This is a genomic window from Pseudomonas sp. DW-iso3, from assembly GCF_058725305.1.
In genome coordinates this window covers 63,298-90,131 of the sequence record NZ_JBZXDZ010000011.1, presented here as the reverse complement: position 1 = coordinate 90,131, position 26,834 = coordinate 63,298, and the positions used below count along the sequence as shown (strand labels likewise).

The 26,834-nt window shown below is 66.1% G+C and carries 14 protein-coding genes and 2 pseudogenes; all 16 read left to right on the top strand.

Annotated elements, in window-relative coordinates; translation table 11 throughout:
• Positions 1-291: 291 nt before the first annotated feature.
• A pseudogene (locus tag AC4PS7_RS27590) lies at positions 292-4,647 on the top strand (non-ribosomal peptide synthetase); the annotation flags it as partial.
• Positions 4,645-6,174 (top strand): annotated as a pseudogene (locus tag AC4PS7_RS27585) (amino acid adenylation domain-containing protein); the annotation flags it as partial. The pseudogenes AC4PS7_RS27590 and AC4PS7_RS27585, both read left to right, overlap by 3 nt.
• The gene (locus AC4PS7_RS27580; RefSeq protein ID WP_437438498.1) at positions 6,151-6,711 is read left to right on the top strand and encodes a phosphopantetheine-binding protein; all 561 of its coding nucleotides are present in this window, start codon (positions 6,151-6,153) and stop codon (positions 6,709-6,711) included. The pseudogene AC4PS7_RS27585 and the gene AC4PS7_RS27580, both read left to right, overlap by 24 nt.
• A gap of 38 nt (positions 6,712-6,749) precedes the next feature.
• Entirely contained in the window at positions 6,750-12,206 is a 5,457-nt protein-coding gene (locus AC4PS7_RS27575; protein WP_492179848.1) for a non-ribosomal peptide synthetase, read from the top strand.
• Entirely contained in the window at positions 12,203-13,936 is a 1,734-nt protein-coding gene (locus AC4PS7_RS27570) for an ABC transporter ATP-binding protein (RefSeq protein WP_137206548.1), read from the top strand. The genes AC4PS7_RS27575 and AC4PS7_RS27570 overlap by 4 nt, the downstream gene beginning before the upstream one ends.
• Positions 13,933-15,678, top strand: a complete 1,746-nt coding sequence (locus AC4PS7_RS27565) for an ABC transporter ATP-binding protein (protein WP_492179847.1) — start codon at positions 13,933-13,935, stop codon at positions 15,676-15,678. Before AC4PS7_RS27570 ends, AC4PS7_RS27565 begins: the two co-directional genes overlap by 4 nt.
• Entirely contained in the window at positions 15,672-16,775 is a 1,104-nt protein-coding gene (locus AC4PS7_RS27560; RefSeq protein WP_492179846.1) for a saccharopine dehydrogenase NADP-binding domain-containing protein, read from the top strand. The genes AC4PS7_RS27565 and AC4PS7_RS27560 overlap by 7 nt, the downstream gene beginning before the upstream one ends.
• Positions 16,772-17,806, top strand: a complete 1,035-nt coding sequence (locus tag AC4PS7_RS27555; RefSeq protein WP_183701622.1) for a class I SAM-dependent methyltransferase — start codon at positions 16,772-16,774, stop codon at positions 17,804-17,806. The genes AC4PS7_RS27560 and AC4PS7_RS27555 overlap by 4 nt, the downstream gene beginning before the upstream one ends.
• A complete protein-coding gene (locus AC4PS7_RS27550) occupies positions 17,803-19,473 on the top strand; it encodes a class I SAM-dependent methyltransferase (RefSeq protein WP_044287151.1) in 1,671 nt (556 codons plus the stop codon). The genes AC4PS7_RS27555 and AC4PS7_RS27550 overlap by 4 nt, the downstream gene beginning before the upstream one ends.
• A complete protein-coding gene (locus AC4PS7_RS27545; protein ID WP_492179845.1) occupies positions 19,470-20,648 on the top strand; it encodes a cytochrome P450 in 1,179 nt (392 codons plus the stop codon). Before AC4PS7_RS27550 ends, AC4PS7_RS27545 begins: the two co-directional genes overlap by 4 nt.
• Complete coding sequence (locus AC4PS7_RS27540) at positions 20,645-21,790, top strand: Gfo/Idh/MocA family oxidoreductase (RefSeq protein WP_010210589.1); 1,146 nt, start codon at positions 20,645-20,647, stop codon at positions 21,788-21,790. Before AC4PS7_RS27545 ends, AC4PS7_RS27540 begins: the two co-directional genes overlap by 4 nt.
• The gene (locus AC4PS7_RS27535; RefSeq protein WP_031290816.1) at positions 21,787-22,506 is read left to right on the top strand and encodes a VOC family protein; all 720 of its coding nucleotides are present in this window, start codon (positions 21,787-21,789) and stop codon (positions 22,504-22,506) included. The genes AC4PS7_RS27540 and AC4PS7_RS27535 overlap by 4 nt, the downstream gene beginning before the upstream one ends.
• Positions 22,499-24,097, top strand: a complete 1,599-nt coding sequence (locus AC4PS7_RS27530; protein ID WP_198832050.1) for a (2,3-dihydroxybenzoyl)adenylate synthase — start codon at positions 22,499-22,501, stop codon at positions 24,095-24,097. Before AC4PS7_RS27535 ends, AC4PS7_RS27530 begins: the two co-directional genes overlap by 8 nt.
• Positions 24,094-24,852: a thioesterase II family protein gene (locus AC4PS7_RS27525; protein ID WP_044287148.1), complete on the top strand. Its 759-nt coding sequence runs from the start codon at positions 24,094-24,096 to the stop codon at positions 24,850-24,852. The genes AC4PS7_RS27530 and AC4PS7_RS27525 overlap by 4 nt, the downstream gene beginning before the upstream one ends.
• Positions 24,849-25,157 (top strand): isochorismate lyase, encoded by a 309-nt coding sequence (locus tag AC4PS7_RS27520; RefSeq protein ID WP_010210594.1) that lies wholly within the window; start codon positions 24,849-24,851, stop codon positions 25,155-25,157. The genes AC4PS7_RS27525 and AC4PS7_RS27520 overlap by 4 nt, the downstream gene beginning before the upstream one ends.
• Entirely contained in the window at positions 25,154-26,521 is a 1,368-nt protein-coding gene (locus tag AC4PS7_RS27515) for an isochorismate synthase (RefSeq protein ID WP_492179844.1), read from the top strand. The genes AC4PS7_RS27520 and AC4PS7_RS27515 overlap by 4 nt, the downstream gene beginning before the upstream one ends.
• The last annotated feature ends 313 nt before the right edge of the window (positions 26,522-26,834 follow it).

Here is a 26,834-nt window from a genome sequence, read left to right as displayed (position 1 = left end):
AACTCCATGAAGAGGCCCTGCAAAAGGGCGGCGAGCGACGGTAGTCAAGGGCGTGGGCCGAGCTCTACCCGATTCAAGTCATTTTCCAACCGCATCGCGCGACGTATTGGCGGCATGCCCCGCCGCTGCGCCCGCGCAATCCGCACTGGGCAAACGGATACGGGGCGAAAACGATTCGATCCGGGTAGTCGCCAAAATGAGAATGACTAGCATCTTCCCCCATGCATTTGCCTGCCCCCAGCGCCTGGGCCAACCCCGGTCCGGGCCCTAGCGATGAGAAGACGTTGAGCCATGGCCACTCCCAGCACCTCAACCGCAATACTGCTGCGCCAATCCCTGTCCGACGCCCTTGGACTGCCCGCCGACCAGGTGCCCCTGGAGGCCAACCTGATCGAATGGGGGCTGGATTCCGTCACCCTGATCCGCCTCGCCGGCCAATGGCGCCGCCAAGGCCTGGCCGCACGTTTCGCCGACCTGGTAGCGGACCCGCGCCTGTGTGCCTGGCTGGCCCTGCTTGACACAGCGCCCACAGCCACCGCGCCGATCAGCACCTCTATCGACGACAGCTTACCGTTCGAACTCGCGCCGATGCAGCACGCCTACTGGATCGGCCGCGCCCCCGGCCAACAGTTGGGTGGCGTGGCCGCGCACTTCTATAACGAGTTCGATGGCCAGGACGTTGACCCGATACGGTTGGAAGCGGCCGTACGTGCCCTGCTCGCGCGGCACCCGATGTTGCGGGCGCAGTTTCTCGATGACGGCCGCCAGCAGATCTTCGCGCACAGCCCGTGGCCAGGATTGACGGTGCATGACCTGCGCCAGGCCAGCGCCGAGCAGGTGCAGCAACGGTTGGCGGCCTTGCGCGCCGAGCTGTCCCACCGTCAGCTGGCCGTTGAACAAGGCCAGGTGCTGGATATCCAGCTATCGCTGTTGCCCAACGGCACCCGTCTGCACCTGAACCTCGACATGCTCGCCGCCGATGCCCTGAGCCTGCGCACTCTGCTCGGCGACCTGGTGCAGTTGTACCGCCAACACCCCCTGCCCGCGCTGGACTACAACTTTGCCCGCTACCTGGCCGACCTGCGCCAGGAACAGAACAGCGCCGAGCAGCGTGATCGCCACCAACAAGCGCGCGACTACTGGTTACAGCGCCTCGATCAATTGCCCGGTGCTCCGAGCCTACCGATCAAGCCCCAGGGCGATGACCGCCAGGTCTGCCGTCGTCACCATTGGCTGCCGCCGTCAGAACGCCAGGCATTCGAACGCCAGGCGCGGGAACACGGGCTCACGCCGGCCATGGCGCTGGCGGCGGTGTTCTGTGAGGCCCTTGGCGCCTGGTGCGATACACCCGAGTTATTGCTCAACCTGCCGCTGTTCAACCGCACACCGCTGCATGCCGACGTCGATCGTCTGGTCGGGGACTTCACTTCGTCGATCCTGCTGGCCTGGGACGGCCGGGGCGCCGGCACGTTTGCCGCACGCGCCACAGCCCTGCAACGGCGATTCCACAGCGACGTCGCACACAGTGCGTTTTCCGGCCTGGAGGTGTTGCGCGAACTGTCCCGCCAACGCGGTGAGCAAGTGCTGGCACCCGTGGTGTACACCAGCGCGCTGGGCTTGGGCGAGCTGTTCGCCGAGGGCGTACAAGCCAGTTTTGGCCAGCCGGCATGGATCATTTCCCAAGGCCCGCAGGTATGGCTCGATGCGCAAGTCACCGAGCTGGACGGCGGTATCCTGGTCAACCTCGATGCGCGTGAAGGGTTGTTCGCCGGCGGCGTGCTCGATGGCATGTTCAAGGCCTATACCGACCTGCTGCAACGCCTGTGTTTTGACCCCGCCAGCTGGCATCAGGCACCGCCAGCGCTGGTCCCCGCCGCGCAACTGGCAGTGCGCCAAGCCGTGCAAGGCCAACGTGTCGCCCTGCCCGTCAAGCGCCTGCATGAAGCGTTTTTTGCCCAGGCACGCCTGACGCCCACATTGCCCGCATTGCTGCAAGGCACCCCTCCCGTCATCAGCTATGGCGAGCTGGCAGAGCGTGCCCTGCAACTGGCGGCGTACCTGGAAGACCAAGGTATCCGGCGCGGCGATGTGGTGGCGCTGCAACTGCCCAAGGGGCCCGAACAGGTCATCGCGGTGCTGGGCATCCTCGCCTGCAGTGCCACGTACCTGCCGATCGGCATCGACCAGCCCGAGGCGCGTTGCCAGAAAATCTGTGACGGGTCGGGCGCGCGGTTACTGCTCAAGGCCCTGCCATCCGAGGGCCCCGCGCTGGAAGCCCCCCGGCCCGGCGCGATCAGCGACCTGGCCTATATCCTCTATACCTCCGGTTCCACCGGCGACCCCAAGGGCGTGGAAATCAGCCACCTGGCCGCAGCCAACACCCTGGACGACCTGCAACGGCGCCTGCAGTTGACCGCCGACGATCGCATTCTCGCGCTCTCTGCGCTGGAGTTCGACCTGTCGGTGTTCGACCTGTTTGCCGCGCTGTCCACCGGCGCGGCGGTGATTGGCATCGAGCCCGAAGCGCAGCGCGATGCCCTGCGCTGGCGTGAACTGGCCTTGCTGCACCACGCCAGCGTGCTCAACTGCGTACCGGCGCTGCTGGACATGTTGCTCGGTTGCGCAGCGGCCGACGCCCGCCTGCCGCTGCGTGCGGTGTTGCTGGGCGGTGACAAAGTCGCCCCGGACCTGGCGCCAAGATTGTGGGCTCAGGCGCCAGGCTGTCGCTTCATGGCCTTGGGCGGCGCCACCGAAGCGGCGATCCACTCGACGCTGTTCGAAGCCTTCCCCGGCCAACCGCTGCAATGGCATTGCCTGCCCTACGGCAAACCGCTGGACAACGTCAGCCTGCGCATTGTCGACCACCAGGGTCATGACTGCCCGGACTGGGTGGCGGGGGAACTGTGGATCGGCGGCGCCGGGGTTGCCGAAGGGTATCGCGGCGACCGCGTGCGCAGCGCCGAGCGTTTTGTCGACTATCAAGGCCAGCGCTGGTACCGCACTGGCGACCGTGCACGCTACCACCCCGACGGCAATGTCGAATTCCTCGGGCGTACAGACTTCCAGCTCAAGCTGCACGGCTATCGCATCGAAGCTGGCGAAGTCGAACAGGCACTGCTGGCCTGCCCAGGCGTGGAGCACGCCGTCGTGCTGCTGGCCGGCCAGCAATTGGCGGCGGTTGTACGCCAGGCGCACGGCCCCGCGCAGCCTGCGCCCATTGACCTGCCGGGCCTGGCCGAGCGCCTTCCGGCGTATATGATTCCCACGTTCATCCTCGGCTGCGCGCAGTTGCCCTTGACCGGCAATGGTAAGGTCGACCGCAAGGCCCTACACGCCTGGCTCGCCCAGCACAGCCCGGCGCAGCAGGCCAACCTGACTCCGCCCTGCGGCGACATCGAACAGCAGGTGGCCCGCGCTTGGCAGCAGCTGCTCGGCTGTAGCGAGGTGTGCCGCGAGCACAATTTCTTTGCCTTGGGCGGCGACTCCCTGAGCGCTACCCGCCTGGTGCGCCTGCTCGCCGAACACGGGTTGGGCGGTGCACGCATCGCCCAGGTGTTTGCCAAGCCGGTGTTGGCGCAGTTTTGTACCACTCTGCATCAACAGGTCCGGGCCGAATCCGCGCGCACCATTGTTGCAGACCTGGCTCAACGCCATGCGTCGTTCCCGATGACCGAGGTGCAACAGGCGTACTGGCTGGGCCGCGATCCCAGCCTGGTGTTGGGGGGCGTGAGTTGCCACTTCTACCGTGAATACGACGTCGAAGACCTCGACTTGCCGCGCCTGCAACGCGCCCTGCAGCGTCTGATCGAGCGCCACGAAATGCTGCGTGCCGTGTTCGATCACAGCGGCCAGGCGCGCATCCTGCAACAGGTGCCGGCCTTCGTGATCGGCCAGGGCCACGCCAGCCTCGACGACCTGCGCGAGCACTGTGCCCATCGCGTGTTCGACCCCCACCAATGGCCGCTATTCGACGTGCAAGCGGTTACCCATGGCCGGCATACACGCTTGGCGATCAGCCTGGACAACCTGATCCTCGATGCCCTGAGCATCCTGCGTTTCTACGCCGAACTCGATGCCTTGTACCGTGAGCCCGACATGGCGCTCGCCCCATTGGCTCTGTCGTTCCGCGATTACCAATTGCAGTGCGCCGCGGCGCCTGCCGAACGGCAAGCCGCGCAGCGCTTCTGGCAGGAACGTCTGCCGCAATTGCCACCCCACCCGCAATTGCCGCTGGCCGCCGACCCCGCCAGCCTCGGCCGGCCACGCTTTGAACGCCTGCAGGGGCAGATCGATGCCAGCGCCTGGCAAGCGATCCTGGCCAAGGCCCAGCAACAAGGGCTGACCGCCTCAGCGGTGCTGCTCTGTGCCTTTGCCGAAACCCTCGGCCGCTGGAGCGCACGCCCGGACCTAAGCCTGAACCTCACGCTGTTCGATCGCCGCCCCCTGCACCCACAGGTCGACCAAATAATGGGCGACTTTACCTCGCTGACCCTGCTCGGTTATGTGCCGGTGGCGGGTGAGCGTTGGGTCGACCGCGCACGGCGTACCCAGCAATCCCTGGGCGAGGCGCTGGAGCATCGCTGCGTGGGGTCGGTCAGCCTGCTGCGCCAACTGGCCCGTGGCAATGGCGAGCAACAGGTGAGCATGCCAGTGGTGTTCACCAGTGCCCTGGGCGTGCCGGATGGCACGGCGGCACCGGTGGATGGCCCGTTTGCCCGCCAGGTGTTCGGCCTGACACAAACCCCGCAAGTGTGGCTCGACCACCAGGTCGTCGAAGCGAACGGTGGTATCGCCCTGAACTGGGATCGTGTGGTCGGCCTGTTTCCCGAAGGCTTGGTCGAAACGATGTTCGCCGCTTACCTGCATAGCCTCAACTGGCTGGCCGAGCACGCCTGGGACAGCGCTCCACCTGACCTGCTGCCCCAGGCCCAGGCGCAACGGCGTGCGCAGCTCAACGCCCCGGGCGACCGCGTGCCGGGCGACCCGACGCTGCACCAGGGTTTCTTTGAACAGGCGCGCCAGACTCCGCAAAGCCCGGCACTGTTATGGGGTGAACACGGCACGCTGAAGTACGGCGAACTGGCTGACCGTGCGTTGCGTATCGCCCACAGCCTGATGGATGCAGGCGTCGCACCCGGCGACCTGGTGGCCGTGTCCCTGGCCAAAGGGCCGCAGCAGGTCGCCTGCGTACTGGGCATTCTGGCGGCCGGCGCCGCGTACCTGCCGGTGGGTGTCGACCAGCCGTTGCAGCGCTGCCAGCGAATACTGCAACAGGCTGGCGTGACCCTGATGCTCGCCGAGCACGACCCGCAGCTGCCCGGCGTCAAACACCTCAAGCCATCCAGCGCGCTGAAAGCCGAACCGCTAGCGGCACCACGGCCTCTCGCGGCGGGTGAGCTGGCGTATGTGATCTACACCTCCGGCTCCACCGGCCAGCCCAAAGGCGTGGAAATCACACACCGTGCGGCGATGAATACCGTGGCCGACATCAACCGCCGTTATGACGTCCAGGCCACCGACCGGGGCCTCGCCCTGTCGGCGTTGGACTTCGATTTGTCGGTATACGACCTGTTCGGCCTGCTCTCGGTGGGCGGCGCCCTGGTGCTGATCGACGAAGACCAGCGCCGCGATGCACGGGCCTGGCTCAAGGCACTGCAACAGCACCGCGTGACCTTGTGGAACAGCGTGCCGGCGCTGCTCGACATGCTGCTGGAAGCCAACGCCAAAGACCGTCAGCGCCTGGATCTGAAGGTCGCGCTGCTGTCCGGCGACTGGATCGGCCTCGACCTGCCGCAACGCCTGCAAGACCAGGCCCCCAGTTGCCGTTTTATCGCCCTTGGCGGCGCGACCGAAGCGGCGATCTGGTCGAACCACTTCGAGGTGCAACCACCACTGCCGGGCTGGCGTTCGATCCCCTACGGCGTGCCGTTGACCAACCAGGCCTACCGGGTGGTCGATGCCCTGGGCCGTGACTGCCCGGACTGGGTCACGGGGGAATTGTGGATCGGCGGCGCCGGCGTCGCGCGCGGTTATCGCCACGCGCCGCAGTTGAATGCCGAACGTTTTGTCGACGGTTGGTACCGCACCGGTGACCTCGGCCGCTACCACCCTGATGGCCTGCTGGAGTTTCTCGGGCGGGCCGACAGTCAAGTGAAGATCGGTGGTCATCGCATCGAGTTGGGCGAGATCGAAGCCGCCTTGGCTCGCCATCCCTGTGTGAACAGCGCCGTGGCGCTGGTCGTCGACAACCGTCTGATGGCCGCTGTCACTGCCAGCACCTGCGCCGAGGTGCTGGCGCAACACCTGGAACAGTGCCTGCCGGCGTACATGCGCCCGGAACAGGTCCTGGTGCTTGAACGCCTGCCATTGAACAGCAACGGCAAGGTGGATCGCCGTGCACTGCTCGCCCCCTTGACCGCCGCTGCCCAGTCACGCGTGGCGCTGGATGAGCAACCGCTGAGCGCCGGCGAACACGTGATCGCCGAGCTCTGGCAGCACTTGCTCAAGGTGCCGAACGTATCGCGCCACGACAACTTTTTCCGCCTGGGTGGCGACAGCCTGCTGGCCACGCGTTTTCTCGAAATGCTGCGCAGCCGCCTTGGCGTGGAACTGCCCATGGGCCAGTTGTTCGGCGCCGCCAGCCTGCTGGAAGTGGCGCAGACCCTCGAACGCCTGCCCACCCCGCACACCCTTGAAGAAGGCGTCATCTGATGCCCGCGCAACCTCCCTTTTTCCCAGGAGCTGTACCCATGCCCGCCGCCAAACTGCTAAGCGAACTCAAATCCCTGGGCGTCGAACTCTGGCCCCAGGACGGACAACTGAAATTCCGTGCACCCCAGGGCCTGCTCGACACCGAGCGCCTGGCGCAATTGCGCGAACACAAGCAACAGATCCTGCACTTGCTAGAGACACAGGAACGCCCGCTCGTGCTGGCTGATCCGGCGCAACGCCACACGCCCTTCCCTCTCACCGATGTGCAGAACGCCTACCTGCTGGGCCGCCAATCGTCCTTCGGCTACGGTAATGTGGCCTGCCATGGCTATCTGGAACTGAGCTGGCCAAGCCTGGACCCACAGCAGGTGGAGCTGGCCTGGAACCGCTTGATCGCTCGCCACGACATGCTGCGCGCGGTGATCGCCAGTGAAGGCTCGCAGCGGGTGCTGGCCGACGTCGCCCACTATTCGCTGACCATTGCCGACCTGCGTGGCGCCACCCGCGCGCAGCACCAGCATACGGTGCAACAGATTCGCCAGGCCATGGAGCAGAAGCTTTACCCCACCGAGGTCTGGCCGCTGTTTGAGCTGCGCCTGAGCCGCAGTGACAACGGCGACACACTGCACTTCTCCATGGACTCCCTGATCGCCGACTGGGCCAGCGCGCAGCTGCTGTTCAATGAGCTGGAACTGTTGCTGCAGAATCCCCAGGCAGCCTTGCCAGCCCTCGACATCACCTTTCGCGACTACCTGCTGGCCGAGCGCAGTTTGCTCGAAGGCAGCCGCCACCAACGCGACCGTGATTACTGGCTGACACGCATCGACGCATTGCCCGCCGCACCGCAACTGCCGACGCCCCTGAGCGGCGAAGACACCCGCGAGCCACGGTTCCAGCGACACTCGGCGCGGCTTGAGCCGCAGCCATGGGCTGCCCTGAAAAGCGCAGCCAGCGAACGTAGCCTCACCCCATCGATCGTAGTGCTGGCAGCCTATGCCGCGACCTTGCAACGCTGGAGCCAGCAACCCGCCTTCAGCCTCAACCTGACATTGCTCAACCGCCTGCCGCTGCATCCACAGGTGGATCGCCTGGTGGGCGACTTCACCTCGGTCAGCCTGTTGCAGGTCAACGATCCCGAGGGCCTGGACTTCACCGCCCAGGCACGCCAGTTGGGCAACCAATTGTTTACCGACCTGGAGCACCGGTTGTTCTCCGGCATCCAGGTCATGCGCGAAATCGGTCGCCGCCGCGGGCGTGAAGCGGCGGCCATGCCGGTGGTCTTCACCAGCGCCATCGGCCTGGGGATTGAGGCGCCGCCGGCCAGTCAACGCCGGGTTGGCCACGGCATCACCCAGACGCCGCAAGTCACCCTCGATTGCCAGGTGATGGATGACGCCAATGGCCTGCACATTCATTGGGACGTGCGCCAGGGCGTGTTTCCCGACGGCCTGGTGGACGACATGCAGCAGGCGTTCGTCGCCGAATTGCAGTTGCTGGCCCTGGACCCGGCAGCCTGGGAACATCCGGTGCAAGTGCCGCTGCCGGCCTGGCAGCAGCGTGAACGCTTGGCGGCGAATGCTACCGCCGCCCCGTTGCCCACCGGCCGTCTGCATGACGGCCTGCTGGCCATGGCCTGGGAACATCCCCACGCCCTGGCGGTGATCGATGCCAGTGGCAGCCTGACCTACGCCGCCCTTGCCGAACGCGCGCTGGCGGTGGCGTCAGCCCTGCGTGAGGCGGGATGCGACGCGCAGGAACCGGTGGCGATCCTGATGCCCAAGGGACTCGACCAGGTGGTGGCAGCCTACGGCGTGTTGCTCGCCGGCGCCGCCTACCTGCCCCTGGACAGCAACGCTCCGGCCGCACGCCGCGACCGCGTACTGCGCAGCGCCAAGGTGCGGCATGTGCTGGGGCATTCCCTGGCGCAGCCCCATACGCCGTTGCCCGAGACATCGCAGTGGCACAGCGTGGACCGGCTGCCCTCGGCAGGCGCGGATTTCGAGCTGCTCGAAGGCAGCCCCGATCACCTTGCCTACGTGATCTACACCTCCGGCTCCACCGGCGAGCCCAAAGGCGTGATGATCAGCCATCGTGCCGCACTCAATACCGTGCAAGACATCAACCGACGCTTCGAGGTCAACGCCGATGACCGCGTACTGGGCCTGGCGCAGTTGAGTTTCGACCTGTCGGTGTATGACCTGTTCGGTCCCCTCGCCGTGGGCGGAACCCTGGTGCTGCCCGACCCCGCACGCGGCGCCGACCCATCGCATTGGGCCGAGCTGGTGCAGCGCCATCAGGTCACGCTGTGGAACTCGGTACCGGCACAGTTGCACATGCTCGCCGACTATCTGCACGCCGAACCCCGCCCACTGGACAGCCTGCGCCTGGCCTTGCTCTCCGGTGACTGGATCCCGCTGAATCTGCCCCCCCAACTCAAGGCGCTGCTGCCCGAACTGAAACTGGTGGGCCTGGGCGGCGCCACTGAAGCCTCGATCTGGTCGAACCTGCACCCTATCGGCGCCATCGACCCAGCGTGGCGCAGCATTCCCTACGGCCTGCCGTTGGCCAACCAAGGCTTTCGGGTACTCGACCACCACTGGCGCGATGCACCGACCTGGGTGCCGGGCGACCTGTATATCACCGGTGTCGGCCTGGCCCAGAGCTACCTGGGCGATATGGATTTGAGTGACGCACGCTTTTTTCCTCATCCGCTCGACGGTCAGCGCCTGTACCGCACCGGTGACCGTGGCCGCTACCTGCCGGGGGGTGAACTGGAATTCCTGGGCCGTGAAGACGGCCAGGTGAAAATTCGCGGGCACCGGGTGGAGCTGGGTGAGGTTGAGGCTGCACTGCTCGCCACCCCCGGCGTGGACAGTGCGGTCAGCCTGGTCAGTGGCGACCTGTTGGCGTTCGTCACCGCCGCACGCGCCGAACCCGAGCCGCTTCCAGGCGCGTCGTTGCTTACGGCGGTCAAACGCTATGCCGACAGCCAGGTGGGTAGTTTCGACGCGCAACAGGTGCGCGAGTATCAGGCTGACCTGAGTGCCGCCGCATTGAGTTCAATACTGGAGGTGTTGCTCAAAGCCGGCCTGTTCAGCGGCGAACGGGCCGAACCGGACGCTGGCACAATCCTGCACGCCTTGCACGCCGAGCCGCGTCACCATTGGCTGGTACGCCGCTGGTTGGGCGCGCTGTGCGAGGCTGGTTTGCTGCGCTACACCCACTCGCACTACCGCCTCGCGCAACCCGCGCCCAACCCGGCACTGGCGTGGGGCCGGGTGGAACAGGCGGTCGCCTCGGGGCTGTGCAGCCAGGCGCTGCTCGACTACCAGCTCAAGCATGTGGGGCAACTGCCGCAACTGCTCAAGGGCGAGGTCAACCCGTTCGACCTGCTGTTCCCCCAAGGCCAACTGGACTTGGCATTGCAGCTGTATGGCGGTGACGCGGTGTCGCGCTACAACAACCACTGCATTGCTGCGCTGATCAATCGCCTGGCCACCCACCATCAAGGCGATGGCCCGCTGCGCATCCTCGAAATTGGCGCCGGTACTGGCGCCACCAGCGCGCCGGTCATCGGCTTGCTCGATGGGCTGGAAGTCGACTACCTGTTTACCGACATGACCGCGTTTTTCCTGCCGGCGGCCAAGCAACGCTTTGCTGAACAGGCCTGGGTGCGCTATGGCGTGTTGGACATCGACCAGGACATCCGCCCTCAGGGTCTGGCCAGCAACAGCGTGGATATCGTGCTGTGTGCGGGCATGCTCAACAGCGTCAAAGACATCGATAACGCCCTCGGCCAGATCACCGAATTGCTCAGTCCCGGCGGTTGGCTGGTGTTCAGCGAACCCACCGGTGAGTGGCCGCCGATCCTGCTGACCCAGGGCTTCATGATGACGCCGGTCAATGGCGACCACGACCAGGGCCGAAGTGGTCTACGTGACGCCGATATCTGGCAGGCGCGGGTCAAGGCCTTCGGTGGCGAATGCCTGCCTGCCCTGCCCCAGGCCGACCACCCGCTGGCCGCCCTCGGCATGCAGGTATTCGCCGCGCGCTTCAAGGCCGGCGTGCAGCGTCTGAGTGTCGACAGCCTACGCCGCGCCCTGGCCCAGCGCCTGCCGGACTACATGCTGCCAGCGCACCTGCAGGTACTCGACCGTTTGCCGCTGACCGCCAACGGCAAGGTCGACCGCAAGACGTTGGCCGGCTGGCGCCCTGCCGCCGATGCCCAGGCCTCCAGCAGTCAAGAAGCGCCGAGCGATCCGCTCACCGCCGAGTTGTGTCGCGTATGGGCCGACGCCCTGGGGCTGGCGCAGATCGGCGTCGAGGACAGCTTCTATGAAAAAGGCGCCGACTCGCTGATCCTCGCCCGTGTCGCCGGCCAACTGCGTGAGCAACTGCCCCAGGCCCAAAGCCTGAGCTACGACACCTTGTTGCGGCAGATGCTCAATGAGCCGAATGTCGCCGCCCTCGCGCGCCTGCTCAATCAGGGCAAAACCACGCCGGCCCGAGTTGCCGCCAGCGGTGAAGCGCAACGCTCATCCCGCAGCAACGCGCTGGTGGTGCCGTTTGGCGGGGGTGAGGCCGGCCCGGTGCGGGTGATGTTCCATGCGGCCCTCGGCACCCTGGATTATTTCCAGCACCTGGGCCGCGCCCTTGCCGACCAGCAGGCGGGTCCGGTGATTGGCTTTGCCGTGGCGGACACCGAACAGTACCTGGCGCTGGAGCCCAAACGCCTGATCGAGAGCGTGGCCGAGGACTACGCCGAGCGCTTGATTGCCGACGGCCATCAACGTTTCCAACTGATCGGCTACTGCCTCGGCGGCCTGCTGGCCACTGAGGTTGCCCGACGCTTGCTCGAACGCGGCATGGAGGTGGTCGACTTGAGCCTGATCGACAGCATCCCGATGTTCATCGACACCGACGAAGAACTGGCCTACGAGGCGATCTTCGTGCCCAACCTGAACCTGGACCCGGTGAAAACCGTGTTCGGTGCGCACATCGAAGACTACGACGTGTACCGTGCCATCGACCTGTTGATGGCCCGCGACAACCGCCGCGTGCCGGCCGGGGCCATGGCGGCGTTGAGCGGCGATCCGGGGCTGGACGCGCTGGCGCTGGCGGTACAACAGCAATCGGCGCGCAGCCAGGAGGAGCGCCTGGCCGAATACGCGCATCTGGCCTCAGGCCAGGCCGGCGTACCGATCGGCGCCGAACTGGTGCCGACGCTGTTCCGCGTGTGCCGCCACAGCATGCGTGCGGCGCGATTCGACCCGCCGCCGTTCCTCGGCAACATGACCTACCTGCGCTGCCTGGAGCAGCAATCGTTTGGTATCACCGGCGGCGTCGGTCATCTGGCCGCGCCGTTCTGGGAAGACGCCTGCCTGGGCCGCTTCGAGTTGATCGACGTGCCCGGCAACCATTTCAGCGTGATCGAACCGCCCCACGTCCACACCGTTACTGGGCACCTGCTTGAGGCCCTTCGGAAAAACTCATGACCACTGCCCTGGATACCCTGAAACGCCCGGTCAATCGCCTCATCCGCCTCGGTGTGGCGTTCGCCGCCCTCGGCGCATTGGTAAACCTGGTGCCCTTTATCGGCCTCACCGAACTGGGCCGCTTGCTGTTGGCCGGCAGCGCCGACAGCCAAACCCTGTGGCTGTGGGCCGCGCTGGTGGTGATCGCCCTGAGCGTAGGGTGGATGGCCAGCGGCGTGGCGCTGTGGTTGACCCATGTGGCTGACCACCGGCTGCAATCGAGTTTGCGCGAAGCCATGGTGCACAAGCTCGGGCGCGTGCCGTTGGGCTGGTACACCGACACCACCTCCGGCGCCGTGCGCAAGGTGGTGCAGGATGACCTCGAAGACCTGCACCACCTGGTCGCCCACCATGCGGTGGAACTCACCGCGGCCATCGTCACCCCGCTGGCGGGCTTGCTGTGGCTGGCCACGCTGAACTGGCGGCTGGCGCTGCTGGCGGTGCTGACGCTGCCCATCTACGCAGTGGCCTACACCCTGATGATGCGCGGCTTCGGCGCCAAGATGCAGTTGCTGGACAAGAGCATGACCCGGGTCAGCGCGGCAATTGTCGAGTTCGTGCACGGCATTGCCGTGGTCAAAGCGTTCGGCCAGGTCGGCCAGGCGCATCGCAGCTATCAGCAGGCGGTCAACCAGTTCAGCGAGCAATACGCCGGCTGGGTCAGGCCGCTGCTGCGCCTGGAAGCCTTTTCTTCGATGGCCCTGAGTGTGCCGGTGATCCTGCTGGTAAGCCTGGGGGTCGGCAGCCTGTTGCTGGCGTACGGCTGGATCACGCCGTTGGAACTGTTCGCCGAAACCCTGGTAGCGGTGGTCATCCCGCAATCGCTGCTGGTGATCAACCAGAGCCTCACGGCCCAGCGCACGGCCCTGGCGGCAGCCGATCGCATCGAAGCACTGCTGGACGTCGAGGAGCTGCCCACGCCCAAGGCCTGCGTCCAACCCCAAGGCAGCGACATCCGCTTTGAACAGGTGCAGTTCGGCTACGACGCCGAGCACCTGATCCTCAAGGGCGTCGACTTGCACTGTCCAGCCGGCAGCGTCACCGCATTGGTCGGTGCATCCGGTGCCGGCAAGTCGACTCTGGCCAAGCTGGTGCCGCGCTTTCATGACGTCAACGCTGGCCGCATCTGCGTGGGTGGCGCCGATGTGCGTGAGATCGACCCGCACCAGTTGTATCGACACGTGGGCTTCGTGTTGCAGGACGCGCAGCTGGTGCACGGCACAGTCGCCGATAACCTGCGCCTCGGCCGCCCCGACGCCAGCGATGCGGAGGTCGTGGCGGCGGCGCGATCGGCGCAGATTCATGCGCGTATCCAGGCCCTGCCCCGGGGTTATCAATCGGTGATCGGCGACGATGCGGTCTTCTCCGGTGGCGAAGCGCAGCGCGTGTCCATCGCCCGCACCCTGCTGGCGGACACGCCGGTGTTGATCCTCGATGAAGCCACCTCCCACGCCGACCCCGAATCCGAAGCGCTGATCCAGGACGCCCTGTCGGCCCTGGCACGTGGTCGCACGGTGCTGGTGATTGCCCATCGCCTCGCAAGCATCAGTGGGGTCGACCAGATCGTCGTTCTCGACCAGGGCCGCGTGCTGGAAAGCGGCTGCCATGAACAACTGCTGAAAGCCAACGGCGCCTATGCCCGAATGTGGCGAGCAGGTGCCGAAACCCCTGCCTTGGAGATGTCTTTGTGATCCGTAGCCTTGTGACCTTACTGGGCCCGACCCATGCCTCGCGTCTCTACCGTTACCTGGCGTGGCTGGTGACCAGTGCCGTGCTGCAAGGCCTGGCCGTGGCCCTGTTGGTGCCGATCCTGCACGCGCTGTTCGTCGGCGACTTGCCCAGCGCCATGACCTGGCTGGCGGGCCTGGCGGCGATGGTGGTGCTGACCTGCGTCGCCCACTACCAGCAGGCCATGCAGGGTTTTGCCCTAGCTCTGCTGGTGCTGACGACGTTGCATGATCGTCTCGGCCAGCACTTGGTCAGCCTGCCCCTGGGCTGGTTCAACTCGGAAAAGGTTGGACGCCTATCGCGCAGCGCCACCAGCGGCACGTTGATGGTCACCGGTTTGTTTGCCCATTACCTGGGGCCGGTGGTGTCCGGGGTAGTGGTGCCGGCCACCGTGGCACTGACCCTGTTCGTGTTCGACTGGCGCCTGGGCCTGACGACCGTGCTGTGTGCGCCGTTGATCTACTTCGCCCATCACTGGTCGGCCGCCGCCATCGGCAGCAACGATGCGCGGGTGGAAGCCGCCGCGACCCTGGCCGGCAACCGGGTGGTGGAGTTCGCCCGCTACCAGCAAGTACTGCGCGCGTTTGGTCGCACCCAGGACGGCTACGCGCCGTTGCAGGCGGCCAATCAGGCGCAAAAGCTGGCCGGTGGTTCGATGCTGTCGCAGACCTTTCCCAAGCTGCTCGCTGGCGGTTTGACCGTGCAGCTGGCGTTCGCGCTGCTGGTAGGCGTGGGCATTACCCTGGCTGCCCATGGTGAAATCGATGCCATCCAGCTGGTTGCCCTGCTCGCCCTGGCAGCGCGGTTTGTGGGGCCATTGGCCGAAGCTGCTGCACGCAGCGGTCTATTGCGCATGGCCGGCAATGACCTGGATCAGTTGGTGGGCATCCTGCGTGAGCCGTCGCTGCCCGAGCCCGTCGTCAGCCAGCCCTTGTCCGCGCCGGGCAGCCTGGCCTTCGAACAGGTGAGCTTCGCCTACCCCAGTGGCCCGACGGTATTGAAGGACCTGACCTTCAGCGCCCCGGCCCATTCAATGACCGCGATTGTCGGCGCCTCGGGTTCGGGCAAGACCACCGTCACTCGCCTGCTGATGCGCTTTTTCGATACCACCACGGGCAGCGTCAAGGTCGGCGGCGTGGACGTGCGTGAACAGTCCAGCGAGGCGCTGATGGCGCAACTGTCGCTGGTGATGCAGGACGTGTACCTGTTCGACGACAGCCTGGAAGCGAACATCCGCGTGGGCAGCCCGGACGCCAGTGCCCGCGACGTCGCCGAAGCGGCACGGCTGGCCGGTGTGGATGAAATCGTCGCACGCCTGCCCCAGGGCTGGAACACGCCGGTGGGCGAAGGCGGCGCATCGTTATCCGGGGGCGAACGCCAGCGCGTCTCACTGGCCAGGGCGTTGCTCAAGCGTGCGCCCATCGTGCTGCTGGACGAAGCCACTGCTGCACTCGACCCGCACAACGAAGCCTTCGTACAAGCCGCGATTCACCGCCTGATGCAAAACTCGACCGTGCTGGTGATCGCCCATCGCTTGCCGACCATCATGGCCGCCGACCAGATCCTGGTCCTGGACCAGGGGCGTCTGGTGGAATCGGGCACCCACGCGCAACTGCTCAGCCTCAACGGTCGTTATGCCGGGTTCTGGCATGACCGTCAGCGCGCCGGCGGCTGGCGCCTGAATGCGCAGGCCCAGCCATGCTGATCGGGGTGCTGGGTGCCAGTGGTGACGTCGGCCTGGCCAGCGCGCAGGCCTTGTTGAGCCTGGGCCTGCACAACCTGCGCCTGGGCGGGCGTGACGCGCACACCGGCGCGCGTTGCCTGGCGCGGCTGCATCAGCAATGGCCGGATGCTCGGCTGCAATGGACGGCCGTGGACTTCAACGACACGCCCGCACTGGCCAGGTTCGCCCGTGGCTGCGACGTGCTGCTCAATTGCGCCGGCCCCTCCTGGCGCGTGGCGGAGCGTGCCGCACAGGCCGCCTTGAAAGCCGATGCACATTACGTCGACGCCGCCGGCGATATACACCTCGACCCGGCCCTATGGCGCGGGCGTAGCGCGGTGCTTGGCGCGGGCCTGCAACCGGGGCTCACCGGCCTGCTACCGCGCTGGCTGGCTGCGCAAGGGTTCACTCGGGTGCAGGGCCTGACCAGCTATTTCGGCCTGCGCGACCAGTTCACGGCGGTGGCCGCGGACGACTTCCTGCAAGGTGCGGTTGACGGCTCCAGCGAGCCCCTGGCGGCCTGGCACAACGGCCGGTGCAGCCGCGCACTGAGGCGCCGTCGCGATGTGCTGCTGCCGTGTTTCCCCGGCCCGGTGCATGTGCTGCCCTACTTGAACGAGGAAGGCGAACGCCTGGCCAGGGACCTGCACCTGGAGACAGGCCAGTGGTTCAACGTGATAACCGACGGGCATGTGCTCAACGCCCTCGACCAGGCGCACAACCTGCCGCGTGCCGAAGCGGTGCAACGCTTATGCACGGCCAGCCAGTTGGACCTCAGTGGCCAGCCACCCTTTGTCACGTTGTTGCTGCAACTCGATGGTCTCTGCGACGGCCAAGCGTGCACTCGCAGTCTGGTACTCAGCGGCGCCGGCAATGCGGCACTGACCGGCGCCATGGCGGCGATCACCGTAGTGAGTGTGCTCGAAGGCGAAATCCGCCCCGGCTGCTATCACGCCGCCCACGCCTTGCCGCCCGCCGCCAGCCTTGAACGCCTGCAACGCACCTCGTCGATCCGCACGCTGAACCTGCTGGACCACCCGCTCGAACACCTGCAATACGCCGAAGAAGGTTGCCTATGAACACCGCCCTCAACGCACTGGAACAATTGAGCCTGGGCGTCATGGCTGACGTGCTCCTGCATACGCAGGCCTTGCCGATGCAGGTGTGGCGAACAGCCGAACACCTTAACCAGGCCCTCGGTACGGCACCGCGCCATGCCTGGATTGTGCGGCGCTGGCTGGCGGCGTTGTCGCGTGCCGGAGCCGTGCGTGAAGACAACGACCGGTTTGCGTGGCACGGCACGCCGCCACAAGCAGCCATCGGCGATCTACCAAAGTTGTATGCGGAACTGGGCTTCCCGCCGAGCATGGCGCAACTGCATGCCCAGGTCATCGAGCGCCTGCCCGAGTTGCTGCGCGACCAGATTGCCCTGGCGCCTTTGTTGGTGCTTGCCGGGGACCCGGTGGCGGTACTCGGTGCGTACCAGCACAACCACTTCACCGCCGCGATCAATCAGGCGCTGGCGGCCCGCGCGCGGGAGGCCGGCAAGGCCGACGAAGTGCTGCAAGTGCTGGAACTCGGCGCCGGCGCCGGCTGCACCACCCGCGCTGTACTCGCGGCCCTGGAAGACCGCGAAAAGGTCTATCGATTCACCGACCTCAGCGCCCTGTTTACCGGCGCGGCTCGTCGCCAGTTCCGCCTGGAGCCAGGCGTGCAATTCAACCTGCTCGACCTCGATCGCGACTTCAGCGAACAAGGCATCGAACCCCGCAGCCAGGACCTGGTAATTGCCGGCAACGTGCTGCACAACGCCTGCGACCTGCCGCGCAGCCTGGCGCGAATCCGCGATTGCCTGCGCGACGGCGGCACCCTGCTGTTCAGCGAATCCATCGCCGACAACCCGGCGATGCTGACCTTCATGCACCTGTTGCTATCCCCGCCAGCCGGCGCCCCGCCAAGGGCCACCGATGAGGTGTTCCTCTCACCCGACGCCTGGCGCCTGGCCCTGCACGCCGCGGGTTTTGAGTTGCTCGACCTATGGCCCGCCGCGACCGACCCGCTGGCCGTCGCCGGGCAACGTCTGTTCCATGCCACAGGAGTTTCCCGATGAACGTCGATACCCTGCTGATCGACCTGCCCACTGCGCCCTGGCAACTGCCTGCATTTACCGACTTGGGCGTTCATCAGTTGGCGCCCGCCCGGCTGCTGGCCTTGCTTGAGCGCCAACGCCCCGCGGTAGTGATGATGAGCGCCGAACAGCTGGAGTGCCTGCTGGATTTCCCCGCGCTGGCGCTGAGTGATCTCAGCCACCTGCAACAGTTGCTGTTCGTCAGCAACCGCTCCGGTGACTGGAAGCTCGCGGAGCGAGCGGCGGCGCACCTCGATTGCAGCGTCCAAGGCTTCACGGAGCAATGGCACGACTTGGCCAGCATCAAGCTCGCGCATCAACGCTGGCGTGAGCGCGCGATGGACCATCCCCAAGTCAATGCCGCGGCCCTGCACGGTCAGACGCTGTTCGTGGTCCCGCGTCCTTGCGCGAGCATGCCGGTAGACGATCACCTGGCCGCAACCGAGGCGGCGCTCGATCAACAATTTGAAGCCGCACAGCTGAGGGAGGCAGTGCGACTCAATGACCGATTGGGCCATGCCGCGTTGCTCTCCATGCTCAATGGGCTTGAGCAGTGCGGGCTGCTGCCTGCACCGCTCAATGACGTGGCACACAGCCTGGCGCTGGCCGGCATTGCCCCCGGTCACCGGCCTTTGATTGCACGCTGGCTCGATGTGCTGCAATCCCAGGGCCTATTGCAACGTGCCGCCGATAGGTTGCAGCCCACCCTCGACGCAGATGCCTGGAGCGATGCCGCCCTTGAACGTATTTGGGCGCAGTTGAGCGTGGACTGGGCGCGGAATACCGGCGGCAGCGGCACCCTCGACTATGCGCGGGAGAATGCGCGGCAGTTGCCGTCGTTGATGCGCGGTGAATGTGCGGCGGTGCATCTGCTGTTTCCCGAAGGCCGCACCGAACGCGCGACAGCGCTGTACCGCGAAAGCCTGGCGGCGCAATACCAGCACCGCGCCGTCGCCCACTGGATCGGCGCCTGGGCCGCACGCCAGCCGGCCGGTGTGCCGCTGCACGTGCTGGAAGTCGGCGCTGGCACCGGTTCCACCACCCAGGCGGTGTTGCCCACGTTGGCCAATGCCAATGTGGATTACCTGTGCACCGACGTATCGCGCTACTTCAGCGAGCAAGCCGCCGAGCGGCTCAAGGGCTGGTCGTGGGTGCGCCACGGCGTGTTCGATATCGACCGCCCAGCCCTGGCCCAGGGTTATCCAAGCCAGACCTGGGACCTGATCGTCGCCGGTGGCGTGCTGAATGCGGCCCGCGACACCGAACGTTCCCTGGCCACCCTGCTCGCTTTGCTCAAACCGGGCGGCTGGCTGGTGTTCAGCGAACCGACCCAGGAAGCATTCTGGGTGATGGCCTCCCAGGCTTTCATGCTCAACCAGGCCAGCGACGAGCGCCAACTCAGCAGCGCCACATTTCTGGACCTAATGCAATGGCAAAGCGCACTGGCGCGGGCCGGCTTCCACGGCAACCGCAGCCTGCCCGCCGCCGCACACCCGCTGGCGAGCCTGGGCCATCGCGTATTCGTAGCTCAGGTCCCGGCCCAACGCCTGAGCCGCGCCGCACTGAAGGCCCATCTGGAAGACCCCGCGCTGCAGCTGGAACTGCTCGACCATTTGCCCGACTTCAGCACCGCCAAGGACTTGCCATGACCCCACTGGACTACCCTTTCAACTGCTTCACCGACCTGAAGCTGGCCGAGCCCTATCGCCATGCCCAGCAGGCACCGGGGCTGTTGCGCATCCAGATGCCCATCGGCGCCCCCGCCTGGCTCGCCACCCGCTACGACGATGTTCGCCTGGTGTTGGGCGACCGGCGCTTCAGCCGCAGCGAGGCGTTTCGCCGCGACGACAGCCCCCGCGCGTTTCCGCGCATCGCCGGTGGCATCGTGATGATGGACCCGCCGCAACTCACGCGAATTCGCTCGCGCGCCGCCCAGGCCTTCACCCGTCGCCGCGTCGAAGCCCTGCGCCCCCACGCCCGCGATTACGCTCACCAGTTGATCGACCGTATGCTCGCCGCCGGCCCGCCTGCCGACCTGGTCAACGACTACGCCCTGCCGCTGCCCCTGGCACTGATCTGCGAGCTGCTCGGTGTACCGGTTCAGGACCGTGATCGCTTCAAGGTGTGGAACGATTCACTGCTGTCGACCCGCACCGAGGACGCAGCCCAAACCCAACGTCACTTGGGTGAACTGGCCGCGTACATCAGAGGCCTGGTGGCCGAGCGTCGACGCGAACCGCGGGATGACTTCATGACCGCCTTGACCCAGACCGACGACAAAGGCGAGTCCCTCAACGAGGAGCAATTGCTGCTGTTGTGCATTGCGATCCTGGTCGCCGGTTACGAAGGCAGTGCCGCGCAGATCCCCAATTTCATCCAGGTGCTGCTGGACAACCCCACCCAGTGGCAACAGCTCAAGGCCGATCCCGAGCAGATACCGCAGGCGGTCGAAGAGCTGCTGCGCTACATCCCGCTGACCTCGGCGGCGATGTTTGTGCACTACGCGCTGGAAGACATTCAGGTCGGTGAAACCCTGGTGCGCCAGGGCGACGCGGTGTTCGCCTCCATCGGCGCCGCCAACCATGACCCCGCACGCTTTGAAAACCCGCAGGCGCTGGACCTGCATCGGGATGCCAACGGCCATTTCGGCTTCGGCCATGGCCTGCATCACTGCATCGGCTCGGCCCTGGCACGGGTCGAATTGCAGGAGGCGCTGCACGCCCTGGTGGTGCGCCTGCCCGACCTGCAACGCTGCGGCGAAGTGCAATGGAAAACCGCGACGTTTTTTCGCGGCGCCCACTGCCTGCCGGTGACCTGGTCATGAGCCGCCCGCCTGTACGCAAACGCGTGGTCATTGCTGGCACCGCGTTCGGCCGTATTTACCTGCAAGCCCTGGCGCGCGCTCAAGCCGACTACGAACTGGTGGGCATCCTGTCACGCGGCAATGCCTACTCCCGCGCCTGCGCCGCGCACTATGGCGTGCCGCTGTACGAGGCTGTGGAGCAAGTGCCGGATGACGTCGATATCGCCTGCGTGGTGGTGCGCTCAGGCGCCACCGGCGGCGCCGGCAGCGAGCTGGCCCAGCACCTGCTGCGGCGGGGCATCCATGTGCTCCAGGAACACCCGGTGCACCACCGCGAAATCGCTGCGTGCATGCAGGCCGCGCGCCAGGGCCGCGCGGCTTATGCGGTGAACACGCTGTACCCGAATATCCTCGCGATCCGGCGTTTTCTCACCGTGGCCGAGTACCTGCGCGAACAGCAGGGGCTGGCGTATATCGACGCAGCTTGCAACAGTCAGGTCGCCTACCCGCTGCTGGACATTCTCGGGCGTCTCGCCGGGGGTATGCGGCCCTGGGTGTTCGCAGCGCCGGGTGCCGGAGTCGGGACGCAACCCTTCACGCGGCTCAACGCGCGTTTCAACGGTGTACCGATCAGCCTGCGCATTCAGAACCAGGTGCACCCCCAGGACCCGGACAACCATTCCTTCCTGTTGCATCGCCTCGAAGTGGGCTGCGAAGCCGGCGTGCTGAGCCTGGGTGACACCCATGGCCCGGTGCTCTGGAACCCGCGCCTGCACGCCCCACGGGACAACACCGACCGCTTGATCATGGCCGGCCCCGGCAGCGAACGCCTGGCCGGTCCGACCATGGTGGTGCTCGACCCGCAGACCCCGGCGAGCTACCACCAGGTGTTCAACCAGGTCTGGCCCGATGCAGTCACTGTCGCCCTCGGCGAGCTGTGTCGCGACATCGATGAACCCGCACGCCGCCTGCGCAGCGGTGTGTGGGCCACCGAGGTGTCCATGGCCTGGCGCGAAATGAACAGCCTGATCGGCATGCCTGAACTGATCGAACCACCGGTGCCGCGTGCACTGCCACTGGCCGAACTCCAGGCCCGTGCCGACGCCGTACACCCCCCTTGCGGTGACGACACCGCCCAACTGCTGGGAGCCCTGCCGTTTTGAACACTGCCCAACCCTCTTCCGCATGCAGCCATGTGCTGCTGTGGGTGCGCGATCTGCACCAGGCCGTAGCGAATTTCCGCGCTGCCGGCTTCGAGGTCACTTACGCCACTGCCGAGGCCAGCGCGCAACACGCGCACATCTGGTTCAGCCAGGGGCCGATCATCGAACTGCTGACCACGCCTCGGCATGCCTGGCTGTTCAAGTGGCCCATCGACTGCCTCGCCGGCCGGGGGGCCGGACGGCGCATGTTGCGTTGGGCCGCCCAGGGCGAAGGCTTCTGCGACCTCGCCCTGCTGTGCGAAGACCCGGCCCTGGCGCCGCGCCTCAAGAGCCTCGCGGCCTGCGGCGTGCACATGGGGCGCACGGTGAACTGGCGACGCACCTGCGCCGATGGCAGTCAAACACGCTTTCGCTTCGTGTACCCGCGCCATGACCGCCTGCCATTCCTGGTCACGCCCTACTCACCTTCCCAGCACCCGGCGCGCAGGGTGCACCCCAATGGCGCCACCGGGTTGGCCGCGATTCTTCTGGGCGTACACCCCGACGATCACCCCGCCCTCAACTTACTGGCCGGCGATGACCCGCTGCTGCGCCTGCAACCGGCCACGCACACCGGCGTACAAGCGGTGCATATCACCGGTCTTGCGCACCCGTTGAATTTGCACGGCGCCCAGTTGTTGAGCTGCCCGACTGCCCAAGGAGATTGCCATGCTTGATGGATGTACTGACTGGCCCGACGACTTTATCCACCGCTACCGCGAGCAAGGCTACTGGCGCGGCGCGCCCCTGGGCGAACTGCTGCGCGAGCAGGCCCGGCGTACGCCGCACAAAGAAGCGTTGGTAGACGGCACTCGGCGCTGGACCTACGCCGAGCTCAACCATGAGGCCGACTGTCTGGCCGCCGGTCTCGCTGAGCGCGGGCTGGTGGCTGGCCAGCGGGTGCTGGTGCAGTTACCGAATGTCGCCGAATTCTTCAGCCTGACCTTCGCCCTGCTGCGCCTGGGCGTCATTCCGGTGTTTGCGTTGCCGGCCCATCGTGAACATGAACTGGCGCACCTGGCGTATCTCAGCCAGGCGGTGGCCTATGTGATTGTCGATCAGCATCTGGGCTTCGACTATCGCCCGTTGGCGCGCACGCTGCGTGCGCAAGTGCCGAGCCTGCAACAGGTGTGGGTGGTTGGCGCCGCCGAGGAGTTTGTGCCCCTGGCGCAGTGTGTCGCCAGCCCGCGAGAATGGTCGCAGCCAGATTCGCGAGAGGTGGCAGTGTTGCTGCTGTCCGGCGGCACCACCGGCCTGCCCAAGCTGATCCCGCGCACCCATGACGACTACGCGTGCAATGCGCGCCTGGCGGCCCAGGCGTGTGGGTTCGATGCCGATACGCGTTACCTCGCCGCATTGCCGGTGGCGCACAACTTCCCCCTCGCCTCCCCCGGTGCGCTGGGCGTGTTCAGCGTCGGTGCCACCCTGGTGCTGGCGCCGGAACCGAGCCCGGACACCGCCTTCGAACTGATCGAACGCGAACGCATCACCCACACCGCCCTGATCCCGCCACTGGTACTGCTGTGGCTGGAAGTCGCGCAATGGTCCGATAACGACCTGAGCAGCCTGCAATGGCTGCAGGTCGGCGGTGCCCGGCTCAAGGCCGAGATTGCCGCACGCATCCGCCCGGCCCTGGGCTGCGGCCTGCAACAGGTGTACGGCATGGCCGAGGGTTTACTGTGTTTCACGCCGCTGGATGATCCGCAGGCGTTGGTGTTTGACACCCAGGGACTACCGCTGACCGCCGACGATGAGATCCGCATCGTCGACGCCGACGACCAGCCGGTAGCACCTGGTGCCATTGGTGAATTGCTGGTGCGTGGTCCCTACACCATTCGCGGCTATTACAACGCCGCCGAGCAGAACCTGCGCGCCTTTACCGCCGACGGTTTTTACCGCAGCGGCGACCTGGTGCGGCGCCTACCCGAAGGGCATTTGATCGTCGAGGGACGCAGCAAGGACGTGATCAATCGCGGTGGCGAGAAAATCCCCGTGGAAGAGATCGAGAACCTGCTGCTCGGCCACCCACTGATTCGCGATGTAGCGCTGGTGGCCCTGGCCGACGAGCTGTTGGGGGAACGCAGCTGCGCCTGTGTGCTGGCCCACGGCGAGCAGGTCGACCTGGCCTCGATCAACGCCTGGCTGCGTGAACGTGGGCTGGCCGCCTACAAATTGCCGGATCGCTTGCAGGTGCTGCGCGAGTTCCCGCTGACGCGCCTGGGCAAGGTCAACCGCAAGGCCCTGGCAGAGCAGGTGCTGGCGCTATGAACGGCGCTGCATCGCCGTGGCTGCGCGTGCTGCGAGAAAGCGAACTGGCGCGGGCGCGCTTGGTGTGCCTGGCGCATGCCGGGGGCAGCGCGAGTTTTTTTCGTCCGTGGCTGGCGCACCTGCCGGGGGATATCGACCTGTTGGCCGTGCAGTATCCAGGGCGTGAAGAGCGTTTCAACGAAACGCATATCCCGTGCTTGGAGAGCCTGGCCATGCACATTGCCGCAGCGCTGCAAACGCTGCCCGCCCGGCCCTTGCTGCTATTCGGCCACAGCATGGGCGCCGCCCTCGCCTACGCCGTGGGGGTGCGCCTGCAGGCGGCAGGTTGTGGAGCCACCCATGTGTTCGTCTCGGGCCACGCGCCTGCGCACCGGCAACCGCCCAGTGACCTGCACCGCCAGGACGACGCCACGCTGATCGCCGATATCCTGCGCCAGGACGCCGACGCCGCCGGCCTGTGGGCCAACCCGCAACTGCGTGCGCTGTTCCTGCCGACCCTGCGCAGCGACTACCAGGCCATCGAAACCTGGCGGCCCAAGCAGCTTGCCCGCTTGACGGCGCCACTCGATGTGCTGCTGGCCCGTGATGACGCGGAAGTCAGCCTTGAGCAGGCCCGCGACTGGGCCGATCTCAGCCATCACATCCCGGATATTCGCCTGTTCGAGGGCGACCACTTTTACCTCAAGCACCAACCACGACCGGTGATCCATCACCTGTTGCAACGCACTGCCTACCTTCAGGGAGACTCGGTATGAAAACCCCGGAACACTGCACCGGCCTTTCGGACATTCGTCAGGCCATCGACAGCCTCGACCAGCAAATCATCGACGCCCTCGGCCTGCGCATGCAGTACGTCAAGGCCGCCTCCGCGTTCAAACCTGACCAGGCCAGCATCGCCGCGCCGGAGCGCGTCGCAGCGATGTTGCCGCAGCGCCGTCAATGGGCGCAGGCGGTCGGGCTGGACGGTGAGTTTATCGAGGGGCTGTTCAACCAGATCATCCACTGGTACATCGCCGAGCAGACCGCCTTCTGGCTGCAGAAAAAGAGCAAGGTGGTATGAACGAGAACGCGTTGCTCAAGGTGTTCCAGACCGCGCACCAGCGTGCGGTGGCGTATCAAAGGCCAGTCATGGCCGTTTCTTCATACGCCGCGCCGACGCTGGAAGCCCTGGCCCTTTATGAAGCCCACAGGCAGGGGTTCTTCTGGTGCACGCACTCGCCGGACCTGGCGCTGTTCGGCCTGGGTTGCGCCTGGCAGATCGAGGCCTGCGGCCCCCGGCGCATGCTCGACGTGGACCGCCAATGGTTCGCCCTGTGCGCCGACGCGGTAATCGTTGGGTCCAAGGCACCGTTGCTGCTGGGTGGCATGCGCTTCGATGAACAGCGGCCGTGCGCCCCCCATTGGGCCGCCTTCGCTGACGCCAGTTTTCATCTGGCCCATTGGCTGCTCAGCGAAGACGCCCACGGCCGCTGGCTGCGCTGCCAGCGGGTGGTCGGACCCGACAGCGACCCGCAGGCATTGGCTCGCGACAGCCTGGCGGCCTATGCACAATTGCTCAACCCTCCCGCCGCGACGGCCACTGCGCCCGACGTCATCGAACGCAATGCACTGCCTTGCCGGCAATGGCAGGGTAAGGTCGATAAGGCATTGCAGGCCATTTCAGCTGGCGATTTGAACAAAGTGGTGTTGGCGCGGCATATCGAGTACCAACTGGACGCACCCCTCGACAGTGGGGCAGTGATGCAGCGTCTGCACGCACGCCGCAACGCGTCCCACCTGTTCGCGCTGCACCGTGGCGAGCATTGCTTCATGGGTGCCACGCCCGAACGGTTGCTCAGTTGTCAGGAGGGTCGTCTGACCACCCATGCCCTGGCAGGCAGCGCGCGACGTGGCATGACGGCCAACGAGGATCACGCTATCGGTGAACGGCTCCTGGCCGATCCCAAGGAGCAACATGAACACCGACTGGTGGTGCAGACCATTACCCAAGCCCTGGACGGCAAGGTCAGCGACCTCCAGGCCGCGTCATCCCCCCACCTGCTGAAGCTGGCCAACGTGCAGCACTTGAGCACGCCGATCATGGCGCAACTCAACCCAGACAAGCGTTTGCTGGACGGTATCCACGCGCTGCATCCAACGCCGGCGGTGGGTGGATTGCCAACTGCGACCGCCATGGACTTCATCCGTCGCCACGAAGGCTTCGACCGGGGCTGGTATGCGGCGCCTGTGGGTTGGCTGGATTCACAGGGTAACGGTGACTTCCTGGTGGCTCTGCGCTCGGCGCTGATCGCCCCTCGGCACTGTCATTTGTTCGCGGGGTGCGGGATTGTTGAGGGCTCTCAGCCTGCCGAGGAGTATGAGGAGACCCAAATCAAGCTTGCCAGCATGGAGCAGGCACTCTTGCTCGTCCCCCCCCGGCCCTAATCAGACGCCTCTTTGAGCACCTCATAAATGAGGTCGGAGGCTATGGCGACGAGGATCAAATCAGTGCCCGCCTCCAAGAGAACAACGGGCGGACCGTCTGGCTGACCTGCGCAGATTCCGGCAGCGCGCGGGCAATCGAGACGGCCACATCGTCCCCTTCCCCTGACGGATTTTGGCTGGGACGCTCCATGCCGACGTGCGGATAACGCTCGCAGTATCGTGCGACGCATCCGCCAGCCTCTATGCCACGATTCAGGTTCCTTACCCGCACGGCAAAAGACTTTTGCCATTAATCTCATTGATAGCTCCCTAA

Excerpts from the sequence above, each read along its gene's own strand:
- AC4PS7_RS27520 (WP_010210594.1), top strand. The coding sequence starts at position 24,849 with ATGAAAACCCCGGAACACTGCACCGGCCTTTCGGACATTCGTCAGGCC.
- AC4PS7_RS27525 (WP_044287148.1), top strand. The coding sequence starts at position 24,094 with ATGAACGGCGCTGCATCGCCGTGGCTGCGCGTGCTGCGAGAAAGCGAA.
- AC4PS7_RS27575 (WP_492179848.1), top strand. The coding sequence starts at position 6,750 with ATGCCCGCCGCCAAACTGCTAAGCGAACTCAAATCCCTGGGCGTCGAA.
- AC4PS7_RS27555 (WP_183701622.1), top strand. The coding sequence starts at position 16,772 with ATGAACACCGCCCTCAACGCACTGGAACAATTGAGCCTGGGCGTCATG.
- AC4PS7_RS27540 (WP_010210589.1), top strand. The coding sequence starts at position 20,645 with ATGAGCCGCCCGCCTGTACGCAAACGCGTGGTCATTGCTGGCACCGCG.
- AC4PS7_RS27560 (WP_492179846.1), top strand. The coding sequence starts at position 15,672 with ATGCTGATCGGGGTGCTGGGTGCCAGTGGTGACGTCGGCCTGGCCAGC.
- AC4PS7_RS27515 (WP_492179844.1), top strand. The coding sequence starts at position 25,154 with ATGAACGAGAACGCGTTGCTCAAGGTGTTCCAGACCGCGCACCAGCGT.
- AC4PS7_RS27550 (WP_044287151.1), top strand. The coding sequence starts at position 17,803 with ATGAACGTCGATACCCTGCTGATCGACCTGCCCACTGCGCCCTGGCAA.
- AC4PS7_RS27570 (WP_137206548.1), top strand. The coding sequence starts at position 12,203 with ATGACCACTGCCCTGGATACCCTGAAACGCCCGGTCAATCGCCTCATC.
- AC4PS7_RS27545 (WP_492179845.1), top strand. The coding sequence starts at position 19,470 with ATGACCCCACTGGACTACCCTTTCAACTGCTTCACCGACCTGAAGCTG.
- AC4PS7_RS27530 (WP_198832050.1), top strand. The coding sequence starts at position 22,499 with ATGCTTGATGGATGTACTGACTGGCCCGACGACTTTATCCACCGCTAC.